At 68.7% G+C, this 14,320-nt stretch carries 16 protein-coding genes; 15 read left to right on the plus strand and 1 reads right to left on the minus strand.

Annotated features, from left to right (window positions below):
• Window positions 1-196 precede the first annotated feature (196 nt).
• The 11 genes from ACWEOO_RS22870 to ACWEOO_RS22920 all read left to right on the plus strand — a co-directional run bounded on the left by ACWEOO_RS22870 (window position 197) and on the right by ACWEOO_RS22920 (window position 8,575).
• Window positions 197-661: a hypothetical protein gene (locus ACWEOO_RS22870; protein WP_452144712.1), complete on the plus strand. Its 465-nt coding sequence runs from the start codon at window positions 197-199 to the stop codon at window positions 659-661.
• 90 nt (window positions 662-751) lie between these two features.
• A complete protein-coding gene (locus ACWEOO_RS22875) occupies window positions 752-964 on the plus strand; it encodes an AtpZ/AtpI family protein (protein ID WP_359929974.1) in 213 nt (70 codons plus the stop codon).
• 82 nt (window positions 965-1,046) lie between these two features.
• Window positions 1,047-1,829: a F0F1 ATP synthase subunit A gene (gene atpB, locus ACWEOO_RS22880; protein ID WP_359929976.1), complete on the plus strand. Its 783-nt coding sequence runs from the start codon at window positions 1,047-1,049 to the stop codon at window positions 1,827-1,829.
• A gap of 75 nt (window positions 1,830-1,904) precedes the next feature.
• Window positions 1,905-2,141: an ATP synthase F0 subunit C gene (gene atpE / locus ACWEOO_RS22885; protein WP_359929978.1), complete on the plus strand. Its 237-nt coding sequence runs from the start codon at window positions 1,905-1,907 to the stop codon at window positions 2,139-2,141.
• A gap of 37 nt (window positions 2,142-2,178) precedes the next feature.
• Window positions 2,179-2,751, plus strand: a complete 573-nt coding sequence (locus tag ACWEOO_RS22890) for a F0F1 ATP synthase subunit B (RefSeq protein ID WP_359929979.1) — start codon at window positions 2,179-2,181, stop codon at window positions 2,749-2,751.
• Window positions 2,751-3,548 (plus strand): F0F1 ATP synthase subunit delta, encoded by a 798-nt coding sequence (locus ACWEOO_RS22895; protein ID WP_452144713.1) that lies wholly within the window; start codon window positions 2,751-2,753, stop codon window positions 3,546-3,548. The genes ACWEOO_RS22890 and ACWEOO_RS22895 overlap by 1 nt, the downstream gene beginning before the upstream one ends.
• 90 nt (window positions 3,549-3,638) lie before the next feature.
• A complete protein-coding gene (gene atpA, locus ACWEOO_RS22900; RefSeq protein ID WP_359929983.1) occupies window positions 3,639-5,276 on the plus strand; it encodes a F0F1 ATP synthase subunit alpha in 1,638 nt (545 codons plus the stop codon).
• Window positions 5,277-5,279: 3 nt separating this feature from the next.
• A complete protein-coding gene (locus tag ACWEOO_RS22905) occupies window positions 5,280-6,191 on the plus strand; it encodes a F0F1 ATP synthase subunit gamma (RefSeq protein ID WP_355700077.1) in 912 nt (303 codons plus the stop codon).
• 5 nt (window positions 6,192-6,196) lie between these two features.
• Window positions 6,197-7,651, plus strand: a complete 1,455-nt coding sequence (atpD, locus tag ACWEOO_RS22910; RefSeq protein WP_355700076.1) for a F0F1 ATP synthase subunit beta — start codon at window positions 6,197-6,199, stop codon at window positions 7,649-7,651.
• A 1-nt stretch (window position 7,652) separates the two neighbouring features.
• Window positions 7,653-8,054 (plus strand): F0F1 ATP synthase subunit epsilon, encoded by a 402-nt coding sequence (locus ACWEOO_RS22915; RefSeq protein ID WP_355485667.1) that lies wholly within the window; start codon window positions 7,653-7,655, stop codon window positions 8,052-8,054.
• 89 nt (window positions 8,055-8,143) lie between these two features.
• On the plus strand, window positions 8,144-8,575 hold the full coding sequence (locus tag ACWEOO_RS22920; RefSeq protein ID WP_452144714.1) for a DUF2550 domain-containing protein: 432 nt from the start codon (window positions 8,144-8,146) through the stop codon (window positions 8,573-8,575).
• On the opposite strand, the gene ACWEOO_RS22925 is transcribed toward ACWEOO_RS22920, so the two are convergent.
• Entirely contained in the window at window positions 8,566-9,552 is a 987-nt protein-coding gene (locus tag ACWEOO_RS22925) for an alpha/beta hydrolase (RefSeq protein WP_452144715.1), read from the minus strand. The two genes, ACWEOO_RS22920 and ACWEOO_RS22925, sit on opposite strands and share 10 nt — an antisense overlap.
• A gap of 232 nt (window positions 9,553-9,784) precedes the next feature.
• Here ACWEOO_RS22925 and ACWEOO_RS22930 point away from each other — a divergent pair, with 232 nt between their 5' ends.
• The 4 genes from ACWEOO_RS22930 to ACWEOO_RS22945 all read left to right on the plus strand — a co-directional run bounded on the left by ACWEOO_RS22930 (window position 9,785) and on the right by ACWEOO_RS22945 (window position 14,242).
• Window positions 9,785-10,807, plus strand: a complete 1,023-nt coding sequence (locus tag ACWEOO_RS22930; RefSeq protein ID WP_452144716.1) for a methyltransferase domain-containing protein — start codon at window positions 9,785-9,787, stop codon at window positions 10,805-10,807.
• Entirely contained in the window at window positions 10,804-11,532 is a 729-nt protein-coding gene (locus tag ACWEOO_RS22935) for a Type 1 glutamine amidotransferase-like domain-containing protein (RefSeq protein ID WP_452144717.1), read from the plus strand. Before ACWEOO_RS22930 ends, ACWEOO_RS22935 begins: the two co-directional genes overlap by 4 nt.
• 123 nt (window positions 11,533-11,655) lie before the next feature.
• Window positions 11,656-12,678: a LacI family DNA-binding transcriptional regulator gene (locus ACWEOO_RS22940; RefSeq protein ID WP_452144718.1), complete on the plus strand. Its 1,023-nt coding sequence runs from the start codon at window positions 11,656-11,658 to the stop codon at window positions 12,676-12,678.
• 4 nt (window positions 12,679-12,682) lie between these two features.
• Window positions 12,683-14,242, plus strand: coding sequence for an FAD-dependent oxidoreductase (locus ACWEOO_RS22945; protein ID WP_452144719.1), 1,560 nt, complete (start codon window positions 12,683-12,685; stop codon window positions 14,240-14,242).
• Window positions 14,243-14,320 lie beyond the last annotated feature (78 nt).

The raw sequence follows: 14,320 nt of genomic DNA on the forward strand, positions 1-14,320 counted from the left end.
TGGGAGGGACCAGACCACTGGCGTGCGTGGGCTACCGATAGGGTGGGCGCGTACAGCGGGAGAGGTCTCGTTTTGCTGACCGTGCAGACTTTGTGCTAGTTTTCACAAGCACCAGCAAAGAACAGCGACACCCCTGACCCCGCCCACCCGACGAGTTGGCCGCGAGACCAGCCCGCCTGCAGGACGGAACCACCAGATGGCTCCCACGGCTCACAGCCCGAAGCCCGCCGGACAAGCGACCAAGCACCCGGCGCTGGCAATGTTGCGTGGCGCTCTCGTTGCCGCCCTGGTCGTCGGTGTGAATGCTGCCGCGGTGTCCACCGTCGCCGCCGGTCTGCGCGGCCTCTGGGGTGCGCTGCTGGGGCTGCTGATCGTGGTCGTCTTCTCCGGCGTCGGTCTGCTCGCGCTGCACTTGTCCCGCAAGACGTCCCCGACGATGCAGCTCGCCGTCGCGATGGCGTCGTACACCGGCCGGATCGCGGTCTTCGGCGGTCTGCTCGCGATCGCGCTGAGCTCGGACAGCCTGGACAAGCACGTGAATCTGACCGTCCTCGGCCTGGTCGCGATGGTGGTCGTGATGGGCTGGATGGCCGGCGAGATCTGGGCCTGGTCGCGGCTGCGGGTGCCGATCTACGACCTCGACAAGGACGTGACGGCATGAGCACCGTGGGTGACAACTTCCTTGCTGTGGTGGAAGTTACGGGCCCCGATGTGACCGCAACTGTCGCCGACTGGTACGTTTCGGGTGCCAATGAACGAGCATCAGGATCCGAAGCCATCACCCGGAGGGGGCGACGGCTGGCGGGTCCTGTCCTACTTGATCGGCGGTGTCCTCGTCTACGGGGGCATCGGCTTCGGGTTGGATCGCCTCTTCGGCACCCAGTTCCTGCTTCCGGTGGGCATCGTGCTCGGTGCCGGGCTCACCATCTTGATGTTGCACTTCCGGTACGGGTCGCGGTCCTGATCCTCACCGACCGCCATGCCCTGAGCCGCCCTGCCCTTTGCTACAAGGCGTCCGACTTGAGCACGACGCGAGAGGAGACCCGGTGACCGCCGGCGTTCCGACCGAGTTCATCGCACCCGGTCCACAGAGCTTCGACACCCCGCCGATCATCGACGGCGTGGACTGGTTCACCAAGCCCGTCCTGATCAGCGCGCTGACCGTTGTCGTCATCGTCTGGTTCTACTGGGGTGCGTCCCGCAAGGCCGCGATCGTCCCGACCAAGCTGCAGTTCGCCGGCGAGCTCGGGTACAACTTCGTGCGCAACTCGATCGCCCGCGACGCGATCGGCAGCCAGGAGTACATGAAGTTCGTGCCGTATCTGTGCGGCCTCTTTTACTTCATCCTGCTGAACAACGTGGCCGCGACTGTCCCGCTGCTGCAGTTCCCGACCTTCAGCCACATCGGCTGGGCGTACGTGGCGGCGATCATGAGCTGGGTCATCTACAACGCGGTCGGGATCCGCAAGCACGGCGCGTGGGGCTACTTCAAGCACCAGACCATGCCGGCCGGTGTGCCGGTCTGGCTGATGCCGCTGATGATCCCGATCGAGTTCATCTCGAACATCCTGGTGCGCCCGGTCTCGCTGAGTCTGCGGCTGTTCGCCAACATGTTCGCCGGCCACATCCTGCTGCTGGTGTTCGTACTCGGCGCCGAGTACATGGTGTTCGAGTCTGGCAGCATCGCGCTCGGCGGCGTCGGCGTCATCACCTTCCTGATGGGCCTCGCGATCGCCGGACTGGAACTGTTCGTCCAGTGCATCCAGGCCTACATCTTCGTGGTGCTGACAGCGCAGTACATCGGCAGCGCCATCGCCGAAGACCACTGATTCGCCGTACCCCCATAGACCCGTAGCAACGGAAACCCGGATAGCCCCTATCCGTACCGAAAGGAAACACCGCAAATGAGCAACATCGCTCTCGCAATCACCGGCAACATCGCCGTCCTGGGCTACGGCCTCGCCGCGATCGGCCCGGGCGTCGGCGTTGGTCTGATCTTCGCGGCGGTCATCAACGGAACCGCGCGGCAGCCGGAGGCCCAGAGCAAGCTGCAGTCGATCGCGTGGATCGGCTTCGGCGTCACCGAGGTTCTGGCCATCATCGGTATCGCGCTGGCGTTCGTGTTCAAGGCCGGCGCCTGATCCACCCCTTTTCCAGACTGACTGACAGGACACGGACATGATGACGATGGTGCTTCCTCTGGCTGAGGCGGCCGGCGAGGACGTCAACCCGCTGATCCCGCACACTGCCGAGATCATCTTCGGTTTCGTCTTTCTGGTCCTCTTGGCCATCGCCTTCGCCAAGGTCGTCGTACCGAAGTTCGAGAAGGCTTATGCCGATCGGACCGCGGCGATCGAAGGCGGGATGAACGAGGCCAAGGCGGCCCAGGCCGAGGCGAAGGCGGCTTTGGAGAAGTACAACGCGCAGCTGGCCGAGGCCCGGCAGGAAGCTGCGAAGATCCGCGAGGACGCCCGTGAGCAGGGTGCGGTGATCATCGCGGAGATGCGCGAGCAGGCGAACGCCGAGGCCGAGCGGATCGTCACGCACGCGCGCGCCCAGATCGACGCCGAGCGGACGCAGGCGGTTGCCTCGTTGCGCAGCGAGGTGGGCACGATGGCGACCACGCTGGCCGGCCGGATCGTCGGTGAGTCGCTCGAGGACGAGGCCCGGCAGCGCCGGACCGTCGAGCGCTTCCTGGCCGAGCTGGAGTCCTCGGAGTCCGCCCGTCAGGCTGTCGGAACGGACAGCTGATGCGCGGCGCGTCGAACGAGTCACTCGCCCGGGCCGAGCAGGCCCTGGCGGGTGCGGCCCCGGCCGAGGGTCTGGGCAGTGAGCTGTTCTCGATCGCCAAGCTGCTGGACGGCAACGGCGCGCTCCGGCGCGCCCTGACCGACCCGGCCCGGTCGGCCGAGACCAAGACCGCGCTCGTCGGGCAGCTGTTCGGCGGCAAGATCTCCGCCCAGGCGCTGGAGATCCTGTCCGCCGCGGTGTCCGGTCGCTGGGTCAGCGGCCGTGACCTCGCTGATGCCCTGGACCTGCTCAGCGTCGAGGCCGAGGTGGCCTACGCCGACACCCGGCGGAAGCTGGACGAGGTCGAGGACGAGCTGTTCCGGCTGGACCGGGTGGTCGCGGCCGAGCGCAGCCTGGCCGACAAGCTGGGCGACCGGGTGATCCCGGTCGAGCACCGCCAGGGACTGATCCGCGGACTGCTGCAGGGCAAGGCCGACGCCACCACGGTGCGGCTCGCCGAGCGGGCCGTGGACGGCCGTGGCCGCAGCTTCGCGGCGTCGATGCGGTCCTACCAGGTCGCCGCGGCGGCCCGGCGGAACGCCAGCATCGCGACCGTGCGGGTGGCCACCGACCTGACCGAGGCGGAGCGCACCCGGCTCGCCGCGGCGCTCGGACGGCAGTACGGCCGGGACATCCAGCTGAACGTCATCGTCGACCCGAATGTGGTCGGCGGCGTCCGGGTGGACATCGGCGACGAAGTGATCGACGGAACCATCGCGGCCAGGCTCGACGACGCGCAACGGCGCATCGCGGGCTGAACGCCCCTTAACGACATAAGCGGCGCTAAGGGTCGGGAAAGCCTTTAGAGCCACAACAGGCCAGCAAGGGTCAAGGAAGCAGGAAACACAATGGCTGAGCTCACGATCAGGCCGGAGGAGATCCGGGACGCCCTGGATCGGTTCGTCACCGAGTACCAACCGGCCGACACCACGGCCGAAGAGGTCGGCACCGTCGTCGACGCCGGTGACGGCATCGCGCACGTCGAGGGGCTGCCCTCGGCGATGACCAACGAGCTGCTCGAGTTCGAGAACGGCACCCAGGGCATCGCGTTGAACCTGGACGTCCGCGACATCGGTGTCGTCATCCTCGGTGAGTACGACGGTATCGAGGAAGGCCAGCAGGTCCGCCGGACCGGCCGGATCCTGTCGGTGCCGGTCGGCGAGGGCTACCTCGGCCGCGTGGTCGACCCGCTGGGCAAGCCGATCGACGGCCTGGGCGAGATCCAGGGCCTCGAGGGCGAGCGCGCGCTCGAGCTCCAGGCGGCCGGCGTGATGGACCGCCAGGAGGTCCGCGAGCCGCTGCAGACCGGCATCAAGGCCATCGACGGCATGATCCCGGTCGGCCGCGGCCAGCGCGAGCTGATCATCGGCGACCGCAAGACCGGCAAGACGGCGATCGCGGTCGACACGATCATCAACCAGAAGGCGAACTGGGAGTCCGGCGACCCGAAGAAGCAGGTCCGCTGCATCTACGTCGCGATCGGCCAGAAGGGCTCGACGATCGCGTCCGTGCGGGGTGCGCTCGAAGAGGCCGGCGCGATGGAGTACACCACCATCGTCGCCTCCCCGGCGTCCGACCCGGCCGGCTTCAAGTACGTCGCGCCGTACACCGGTTCGGCGATCGGCCAGCACTGGATGTACCAGGGCAAGCACGTCCTGATCGTGTTCGACGACCTGACCAAGCAGGCCGAGGCGTACCGCGCGATGTCGCTGCTGCTGCGCCGCCCGCCGGGCCGTGAGGCCTACCCGGGTGACGTCTTCTACCTGCACAGCCGGCTGCTCGAGCGTTGCGCGAAGCTGTCCGACGAGCTCGGCGCCGGCTCGATGACGGGTCTGCCGATCATCGAGACCAAGGCGAACGACGTCTCGGCGTTCATCCCGACCAACGTCATCTCGATCACCGACGGGCAGATCTTCCTGCAGTCCGACCTGTTCAACGCGAACATCCGGCCGGCCATTGACGTCGGTATCTCGGTGTCCCGGGTCGGCGGCGCCGCGCAGGTCAAGGGCATGAAGAACGTGTCCGGATCGCTGAAGATCGACCTGGCGCAGTTCCGCGCGATGGAGGCGTTCGCGATGTTCGCCTCCGACCTGGACGCCACCTCGCGCCGGCAGCTGGACCGCGGTCAGCGGCTCGTGCAGCTGCTCCGTCAGCCGCAGTACTCGCCGTACCCGGTGGAGGAGCAGATCGTCTCCATCTGGTCCGGGACGACGGGCAAGTTCGACGACGTGCCGGTGAACGACGTACTGCGCTTCGAGCGGGACTTCCTGGACTACCTGCGCCGGGAGAGCAAGGTGCTCGACGCGATCCGCGAGTCCGGGCTGTTCGGCGACGACGAGGCGCAGGCCGTCACGGACGCGCTGAAGGCGTTCAAGCCGACGTTCCAGACCTCCGAGGGCACGCTGCTCGGCAGCGAGGCCCCGGCCGAGGCGATGGACGAGGCGGACGTGGACCAGGAGCAGATCGTCAAGCAGAAGCGGGGCTGACCGATGCCGGCGAACCTGCGGGAGCTTCGCGACCGGAAGGCCTCGGTCACGACGATCAAGAAGCTCACCCGCGCGATGGAGCTGATCGCGGCGTCCCGGATCGTCAAGGCGCAGCAGCGCGCCGCGGCGGCCGGTCCGTACGCGCGTGAGCTCACCCGTGCCGTGTCGGCGGTGGCGACGTTCTCGAACGTCGACCACCCGCTGACCACCGAGAAGGAGAACCCGCGCCGCGCCGCCGTGCTGCTGATCACCTCCGACCGCGGTCAGGCCGGTGCCTACTCGTCCAACGTGATCCGTGAAGGCGAGCGGCTGCACCAGCTGCTGCGCGAGGAGGAGAAGGAGATCGTTCCTTACCTCAGCGGCCGCAAGGGCGTCGCGTACTACACCTTCCGCCAGCGTGAGGTCGCGCAGTCGTGGACCGGTGACTCCGACAACCCGAGCTACGAGCGGGCCCGGGAGATCGCCGACGCGCTGATCGAGGCCTTCCTGACCCCGACCGAGGAGGGCGGTGTGGACGAGATCCACATCGTCTTCACCCGGTTCGTGTCGATGCTCACCCAGCGCGCCGACGTCATCCGGCTGCTGCCGCTGGAGGTCGTCGAGGGCGAGGAGGCGCCGGCGCCGGACGACGTGCTGCCGCTGTACGAGTTCGAGCCCTCCGCCGAGGACGTGCTCGACGGCCTGCTGCCGAAGTACGTCGCCAGCCGGATCCACTGGTGCATGCTGCAGGCGGCCGCCTCCGAGCTGGCCAACCGGCAGCGTGCGATGAAGTCCGCGACGGACAACGCGCAGGACCTGATCGAGAGCCTGACCCGGGACCTGAACCAGGCCCGCCAGGCGCAAATTACCCAGGAAATCAGCGAGATCGTCGGTGGCGCCAGCGCGCTGGCCGACGCGACCGCCGGGAGCGAGTGAGAGAGATGACTGCCACGGTTACCGAGAAGAACAACGAGGCCGGCGCCGCGGGTGTCGGTCGCGTCGCCCGGGTGATCGGCCCGGTCGTCGACGTCGAGTTCGCGGCCGACGCGATGCCCGACATCTACAACGCGCTCGAGGTGGACATCACCCTCGGCGACGCCACCCAGACGATCACCCTCGAGGTCGCGCTGCACGTCGGCGACAACATCGTCCGGGCGATCTCGATGAAGCCGACCGACGGCCTGATCCGCGGCGCCGAGGTGCGCGACACCGGCGCGGCGATCTCCGTCCCGGTCGGTGACGTCACCAAGGGCCGGGTCTGGTCCGTGACCGGCAAGTGCCTGAACCAGGACGAGTCCGAGTTCGAGATCGCCGAGCGCTGGCCGATCCACCGCAAGGCGCCGGCCTTCGACCAGCTCGAGTCGAAGACCGAGATGCTGGAGACCGGCATCAAGGTGCTCGACCTGCTCACGCCGTACGTGCAGGGCGGAAAGATCGGCCTGTTCGGCGGTGCGGGTGTCGGCAAGACCGTTCTGATCCAGGAGATGATCTACCGGATCGCCCACAACTTCGGTGGTACGTCGGTGTTCGCCGGCGTAGGCGAGCGGACCCGTGAGGGCAACGACCTCATCAACGAGATGGAAGAGGCCGGCGTCTTCAAGGACACCGCGCTGGTGTTCGGCCAGATGGACGAGCCGCCGGGCACGCGCCTGCGGGTCGCGCTGTCGGCGCTGACGATGGCGGAGTACTTCCGCGACGTCAAGCAGCAGGACGTGCTGCTGTTCATCGACAACATCTTCCGGTTCACGCAGGCCGGTTCCGAGGTCTCCACGCTGCTCGGCCGGATGCCGAGCGCCGTCGGTTACCAGCCGAACCTGGCCGACGAGATGGGCGTGCTGCAGGAGCGGATCACGTCGACCCGCGGTCACTCGATCACCTCGATGCAGGCGATCTACGTGCCCGCCGACGACTACACCGACCCGGCGCCGGCCACCACGTTCGCGCACCTGGACGCGACCACCGAGCTCTCGCGTGACATCGCGTCGCGTGGTCTGTACCCGGCCGTCGACCCGCTGACCTCGACGTCGCGGATCCTCGACCCGCAGTACATCGGCCAGGAGCACTACGACGTGGCCGTCCGGGTGAAGCAGATCCTGCAGAAGAACAAGGAACTGCAGGACATCATCGCCATCCTCGGTGTCGACGAGCTCTCCGAAGAGGACAAGATCACCGTCGCGCGGGCGCGCCGGATCGAGCAGTTCCTCTCGCAGAACACCTACATGGCGGAGAAGTTCACCAACATCCCGGGCTCCACCGTGCCGCTGAAGGACACCATCGAGTCCTTCAAGAAGATCACCGAAGGCGAGTGCGACCACATCGCCGAGCAGGCGTTCTTCAACGTCGGTTCGCTCGAGGACGTCGAGCGCAAGTGGGCCGAGCTGCAGAAGGAAAACTGAGATGGCCGACGATTCTGCCAAGCACCTCGAGGTCGCGCTGGTCGCGGCCGAGCGGACCGTGTGGCAGGGCCAGGCCAAGATCGTGATCGCCCGGACCACGGACGGTGACGTCGGCATCCTGCCCGGCCACGCGCCACTGCTGGGCCTGCTGCAGGGCGGCACCGTCCAGGTGCGGACCGTCGACGACGAGTACTTCGTCGCGGCCGCGCCGGACGGGTTCATCTCGGTGGCGAACGACCGGGTCTCGATCCTGGCCGAGAACGCCGAGATGGGTCACGACATCGACCTGGAGGAGGCTCGGCGCGAGCTCGAGCAGGCGCTGGCGGCCGGTCTGGCCGACGCCGACGCCGACGAGGTGCGACTCGCCGAGGCCAGGGTTCGGGCCGCCGAGCAGACGTCCTGATCCGACCTGCCATAATCAAATATCGCGTCACAGCAGTACGGTTCTCCGGGGTGCCCGGGGTCGGGCACCGGAAATGAGGTCGGCAAGGTATGAGGGTAGTCCTCGATGTCGTCGGGGTCTGTCTGCTTGCCGCCGTGCTGTTCATCGTGCTGGTCGCGTTCCGCCGTCGCTGGTTGTCCAGGGACGGCGGAACTTTTGATTGCAGCCTGCAGCTCGCGCAGAAGGAGCACGGCCGCGGCTGGGCCCTCGGCCTGGCCCGCTACGTCGGCGACGACCTGCAGTGGTTCCGGGTCTTCAGCCTTGCCTGGTGGCCGAAGCTCGTCGTCAACCGGCGCCAGCTCGAAGGTGTCACCACCCGCCGCCCGATGGGCAACGAGCCGCTGGTCACCTACGCCGGCCACGTCATCGTCGACGCCGAGCTCCGCGACCGCACCGTCCACTTCGCCATGACCGAGGAAGCTCTCACCGGTGTCCTGGCCTGGATGGAGTCCGCGCCACCGAGCACGCAGACCTATCTGTGAAGGGCCTGCAGCAGCATCGGCAGTGAGGCGTGCAGCTCGCGCTGCCAGTAGGCCCACGCATGGGTGCCCGGTCCGTAGAAGTTGGTCGTCAGGTGTTTCGCACCGAGCCGTTCGAGCTCGGCGGCCAGAGCGTGGTTCTGGCGGTTGAAGTCCGCCTCCAGCGCGTCGGTCTTCCCGGGCGGGTCGAGCGGTCCGGCCGTGCCGTCGCCGCAGGACAGGTACACCGGTAGCGACTTGAGCCGGTGCGCCAGGTAGTACGGGTCGTGCGCCTCCCAGATCCCGCGCTGGGCGACGGGGTCTCCCCAGACCCGGAGCGGGTCGTTGCCCTGGCCGGCGAAGAACCCCTTGATCCGGTTGATCGACTCGTCGTTCAGCAGCGGATGGGCCGAACCGGAGTACGCCGCGGCCGCACGGAACATGCCGGGGTGGCGAGCGGCGTACAGGAGTGCGCCCTGCCCGCCCATCGACAGGCCGGCGACGACGCGGTTCGAGCTCGCGCCCCAGCCGTGCTCCAGCAGGTGCGCCAGCTCGACGGTGTGGAACGTCTCCCACTCGGGGTCGCCGCCGGCGCCGTAGTTCCACCAGTCGCTGTACCAGCCGCTCCAGCCGGCCTCGGGCATCACGACGAGGACCTTGCGCAGGCTCGGGATCTTGGCGATGTCAGTGCCGGACCAGGACGTGTAGTCCCCGCAGCAGCCGTGCAGGAGCCAGAACGTCGGCCAGTGCTGACGGCGGTCGGCGGGATTCCAGCCGTCCGGGGTCAGCAGCCGGACGTTGACGGTCCGGCCGCCCAGCGCCTGGGACCGCACGGTCAGGTCGGTCAGCCGGTCCGCGACCTGCTTGACCGCCACGACTTCCGCGCCGAGTGCTGCGGTCCGGACGGTCGCGGTCTCGACGGCGGGCGGTGGCGCGGCTTGCGCGGGGGCGAGCGGGGAAAGTCCGAGGAACAGGGCGGTGGCGAGCAGCGTGACGCGCACGGGCAACCTCCGGGGCGGGACTTGAAAGTCAAGACCACGCCAGGTGGTTACTCAAGGGCGGGACGGAAATTCGCTGGGTGACCGGCGGTTCTTGTGCCACGATCGCGCCCATGAAGAGTTTCTTCTTCCGACGGGGCTGACTCCCGTCGGTCCGTTGTGTGGCGTTCTGCCCTTGGCCGGCGACGCGGGAGTAGCCGTTGGTTGCTCCCGGGTTCTTGCCGGGAGATTCTTCATGCGTTCTGTGCTGGTGCGAGTTGTCGGTGGTCTGGAGTGGTTGGCGGCTGAGGAGGTCGCCGCAGCAGGACACCGGGTGGTCGAGGTGACGAAGCGGCAGCTGATCGTCGAGCCGTCGTCCGGCATCGTGGAGCAGCCGCCGCGGGTGGCTGACGACTTGTTCGAGGTGTACGGCGCGGCGCCGGATCCCGGCCGTGCTCGGGCCGGCCTGGCCGACGCCGTGCGCCAGGCGGTGCAGTCGGAGCCGGCCGATCGGGCGTTCGCGGTGTCGGCGTCGTTCGTGGGCACGCGGAACTTCAACCGGTATGACGTCGAGGACCTGGTGGGCGAGCGGCTCGAGCGATTGACGGGCGGGCGGTACCACTCCCGGCGGTACGGCGTCGCGCCGCCGGACGACCGCGCCGAGTGGCGTGTGGTGCTGGACGGGAAGACGATGCGCGTCGCCCGGCGGCCGTACGCCGTACCGCTGCACAGGCGGCCGTGGCGGGAGCACACGGTGCTCGGCAGCCTGCACCCGCCCGTGGGCGCAGCGATGGCCCGGCTGGCAGGGCTCGCGCCCGGGCACCACGTCCTTGATCCGTTCTGCGGGGCCGGGACGTTGCTGCTCGAGGCGCAGCGGCTCGAACCGCGGGCGACGTACCACGGCGTGGACAAGAACCCGGCCGCCATCGCAGCAGCCCGGGCGAACACCACCCAGCTCCGGACCACGCGGACGCCCTCGATCACCTGGCGGCGGGGAAACGCTCGCGAACTCACGGCGGCTGCCGACCGCATCATCACCAACCCGCCGTGGGGCCACCGCCTGACCATCGGCGACCTCACGCCGTACCTCCGTCGATGGCGGCGAACTCTTGCCCCTGACGGTCTCCTGGTCGCGGTCCTCAATCCGCACCAGGTGGCCCAATTCGACCGGCACTGGACGATCCGGGCCCAACACCCCATCAGCCTCGCCGGTCAGCGCCCAGAGATTGTTGTCGCCGACTGTCGGATTCGCCGTGCCTCGTTCGTTGCAGGGGTATGAAGCTTCTTCTGACGTCCTCCGGCATCAAGAACGCGACCATCCACGACGCGCTCGTCGGGCTCCTGGGCAAGCCGATCGCCGAGTCCACCGCCCTCTTCGTCCCCACCGCGCTGTACCCGTTCCCCGGTGGGCCCGAGATGGCGTGGCGTGCGATCACGGGCAGCTCTCCGTCGCCGCTGTGCGGACTGGGCTGGAAGTCGCTCGGCATCCTGGAACTGACGGCACTGCCGAGCATCGACGAGGCGGCCTGGGCGCCGGCGGTCCGCGAGGCCGACGCGATCCTGGTCGGTGGCGGCGACCCGCTGTTCCTCGCGAGCTGGTTGTGGCGCTCCGGCCTCGCCGAGCTCCTGCAGACGAACGAGGGTGTGTACGTCGGGGTCAGCGCCGGGAGCATCGCCGCCACCACCACGTTCGTCGAGACCTACCCCGAGCCGCCCCGCGGAGCCGACCAGCCGCTGAAGTCGGAGAAGTTCGTCTTCCGCACCCCGCAGGGCGACCTCGACCGGATCCTGGTCACGGCCCGGGGCGCCGGACTCGTCGACTTCGGGGTGATCCCGCACCTGGAGCATCCGCAGCACCTCGACGCGTCCTTGGCGAACGCGGAGCAATGGGCGGCCCGGATCCCCGCGCCGACGTACGCCATCGACGACGACAGCGCCGTCCGGGTTGTCGACGGCACCGTCGACGTCGTCTCGGAGGGCGCCTGGAAGCTGTTCACCTCGTAGCCGTCGAGAGCTGTTGACAGGCCAGGCCCGGCGCTCGTAGGTTCCTGCTCATACGTAAGAGCACGGCCGTAGCTGAGTGCTCATACGTATGACGGAGCTCATTCGCTGATCGCAGGAGACGTGATGAAAGCGCCCAGACAGTCCGATGTCGCCCGGCTGGCCGGGGTGTCGCAGTCCGCGGTGTCACGGGTGATCAGCGGGGACGTCGACCGGATCCCGGCGGAGACCCGGGACCGGATCCGCGCCGCGGTCAAGGACCTCGGCTACGTCCCGAACGCCGCCGCGCGGAACCTGCGGAACAAGCGCAACCGGCTGCTCGGCGTCCATACCTTCGAGGCCGTGTTCCCGCACGCCCGCGACGACTTCTACTTCGAGTTCCTGCTCGGGATCGAGGAGCGCGCCGAGGAGCTCGGCTACGACCTCGTGCTGTTCACCTCGACCGGGGCGCGTGACGGCCGGCGCCGGATCTACCGCGACGGCACCAACCGGCTGAACCTCGCCGACGGCGCCGTCCTGCTCGGTGCCGCGACCGATCGCGAGGAACTGGCCCGGCTGTGGCGCGACGGCTACCTGTTCGTGCACATCGGCCGCCGCGAGGTGCCGGGCGCGGAGATCCCGTGCATCGTGCCGGACTACGTGTCCGCGGCCGGGCGGATCGTGGCGTCGCTGGCCGAGCGCGGGCATCGCCATCTCGCCTATCTGCGCTCGGACAACGAGCAGGAGGCGTACGCCGATCGCCGTGCGGGGTACCGCGCCGCCGTCGAGCGTCTCGGTCTGCAGGACCGCTCGCCCGGGTTCCGCGGCGAGCCCGGGGTGACCGACGAGTGGCTCGACGAGCTGGCGGCAGGCCCCGAGACCGCGGTCGTTGCCGAGACCATCGGCCAGGCCGAGGACGTGCGGCGCCGGCTGGCCGAGCGCGGGCTGAGCATTCCGGCGGACGTGTCGGTGGCGGTGCTGGAGGGATCCGGCGACGAACCCGGTCACCGCTGGGACTGCCTGGTGGTTCCGCGCAAGGAGATCGGCCGGATCGCGATCGACGCGCTGGTCGTGCGGGTCGAGAACCCGGAGGCAGAACCCGTCAGTCGACTGGTGGCCTGTGACCTGGTGGCCGGCGAAACCGTCGCCGACGCCCGTACGAGGGAGTGAACCGGTGGAACTCGAAACCGATGTGCTGGTGGTCGGCGGCGGACTCGGCGGGGTCGCGGCCGCGCTCACCGCGGTCCGGCTGGGCCGTCGCGTCGTCCTGACCGAGCCGACCGACTGGCTGGGCGGTCAGCTGACCAGCCAACTCGTGCCACCGGACGAGCACCCGTGGATCGAGCAGTACGCCGCGAGCGGGTACGCCGAACTCCGCCGCCGGATCCGGGACTACTACCGCCGTAACTACCCGCTGACACCCGAGGCCGCCGCGGATCCGCTGCTCGACCCCGGACTCGGCGTCGTCAGCCGCTTCTGCCACGAACCCCGCGTCGCCGCGACCGTGCTGGAGGAGATGCTCGCGCCGTGGCGTGCCTCGGACCGGCTGCGGTTGTTCCTGGAGCACGAGCCGATCGCGGCGGTCACGACCGGCGACGAGATCGAGGCGGTGACGCTGCGGGACCTGCGCACCGGCGACGAGCTGACGGTGTCCGCGGCGTACGTCGTGGACGCGACCGAGCTCGGCGACCTGCTGGAGCTGGCCAACGTCGAGCACGTGATCGGTGCGGAAGGCCGCGATCAGACCGGCGAGCCGCACGCGCCCGACGTCGCGAATCCCCTCGACCAGCAGGCGTTCTCCTGGTGTTTCGCGCTGGAGCACCGGCCGGGGGAGGACCACACGATCGATCGCCCGGCCGGCTACGCGCACTGGCGGGACATGGTCGCGCCGTTCTGGCCGGGACCGCAGCTGTCCTGGACCGACGTCGTACCTGTCACGCTGGAGCAGCGGGAATGGAAGCTCCTCGACGCAAACCCGGAGCACCGGGCGCCGTTCTCGCTCTGGCGCTACCGGCAGATCCTTGCCAGCAGCAACTTTGTCGACAAGGTGATCCCGGACGTCACGGTGGTGAACTGGCCGCAGCTCGACTACTGGGAGCAGCCGCTGCTCGGCGGACCCGATCCGGCGACGGCCCTGGCCGCGAGCAAGGACCTGTCGCTGTCCTTCCTGTACTGGATGCAGACCGAGGGCGGCTACCCCGGGCTGCGGTTGCGCCCCGATGTCACCGGTACGGCGGACGGTCTCGCCAAGACGCCGTACATCCGCGAGGCGCGCCGGATCCAGGCCGAGTTCACGGTGCTGGAACAGCATGTCGGCGTCGAGGCGCGACCGGCCGGGGCGGGCAGCGAGGTGTTCGCGGACACGGTCGGGCTCGGCCGGTACCGGATCGACCTGCATCCGAGTACGGCGGGCCGCAGCTACGTCGACATCGAGGCGTACCCGTTCCAGATCCCGCTCGGCGCGCTGATCCCGGTCCGCGTCACCAACCTGCTCCCGGCGAACAAGAACATCGGGACCACCCATGTCACCAACGGGTGTTACCGCCTCCACCCGGTCGAATGGAGCATCGGCGAGGCGGTCGGCGCACTGGTCGGTTTCTGCCTGGCCGAAGGCCTGTCACCACGCAAGGTCCGTAACGACCCCACCCAGCTGGCCGACTTCCAGCGACTCCTCACCGACAAGCTGGGCACCCGGATCGCCTGGCCGGAAACGGTCCGGACCTATCGCGACTGAGAGTCGTTGACGGAAACTGGGTACGGACAAGCACATGATTGACATCACGCACGGCTACGAGGTTGTTGTCGCCCACTG

This window comes from Kribbella sp. NPDC004138 (assembly GCF_053603655.1).

Coding starts and splice junctions, on each gene's coding strand:
- atpA (WP_359929983.1), top strand. CDS start 3,639: ATGGCTGAGCTCACGATCAGGCCGGAGGAGATCCGGGACGCCCTGGAT.
- ACWEOO_RS22890 (WP_359929979.1), top strand. CDS start 2,179: ATGATGACGATGGTGCTTCCTCTGGCTGAGGCGGCCGGCGAGGACGTC.
- ACWEOO_RS22875 (WP_359929974.1), top strand. CDS start 752: ATGAACGAGCATCAGGATCCGAAGCCATCACCCGGAGGGGGCGACGGC.
- ACWEOO_RS22935 (WP_452144717.1), top strand. CDS start 10,804: ATGAAGCTTCTTCTGACGTCCTCCGGCATCAAGAACGCGACCATCCAC.
- atpD (WP_355700076.1), top strand. CDS start 6,197: ATGACTGCCACGGTTACCGAGAAGAACAACGAGGCCGGCGCCGCGGGT.
- ACWEOO_RS22920 (WP_452144714.1), top strand. CDS start 8,144: ATGAGGGTAGTCCTCGATGTCGTCGGGGTCTGTCTGCTTGCCGCCGTG.
- ACWEOO_RS22940 (WP_452144718.1), top strand. CDS start 11,656: ATGAAAGCGCCCAGACAGTCCGATGTCGCCCGGCTGGCCGGGGTGTCG.
- ACWEOO_RS22930 (WP_452144716.1), top strand. CDS start 9,785: ATGCGTTCTGTGCTGGTGCGAGTTGTCGGTGGTCTGGAGTGGTTGGCG.
- atpE (WP_359929978.1), top strand. CDS start 1,905: ATGAGCAACATCGCTCTCGCAATCACCGGCAACATCGCCGTCCTGGGC.
- ACWEOO_RS22915 (WP_355485667.1), top strand. CDS start 7,653: ATGGCCGACGATTCTGCCAAGCACCTCGAGGTCGCGCTGGTCGCGGCC.
- ACWEOO_RS22905 (WP_355700077.1), top strand. CDS start 5,280: ATGCCGGCGAACCTGCGGGAGCTTCGCGACCGGAAGGCCTCGGTCACG.
- ACWEOO_RS22870 (WP_452144712.1), top strand. CDS start 197: ATGGCTCCCACGGCTCACAGCCCGAAGCCCGCCGGACAAGCGACCAAG.
- ACWEOO_RS22895 (WP_452144713.1), top strand. CDS start 2,751: ATGCGCGGCGCGTCGAACGAGTCACTCGCCCGGGCCGAGCAGGCCCTG.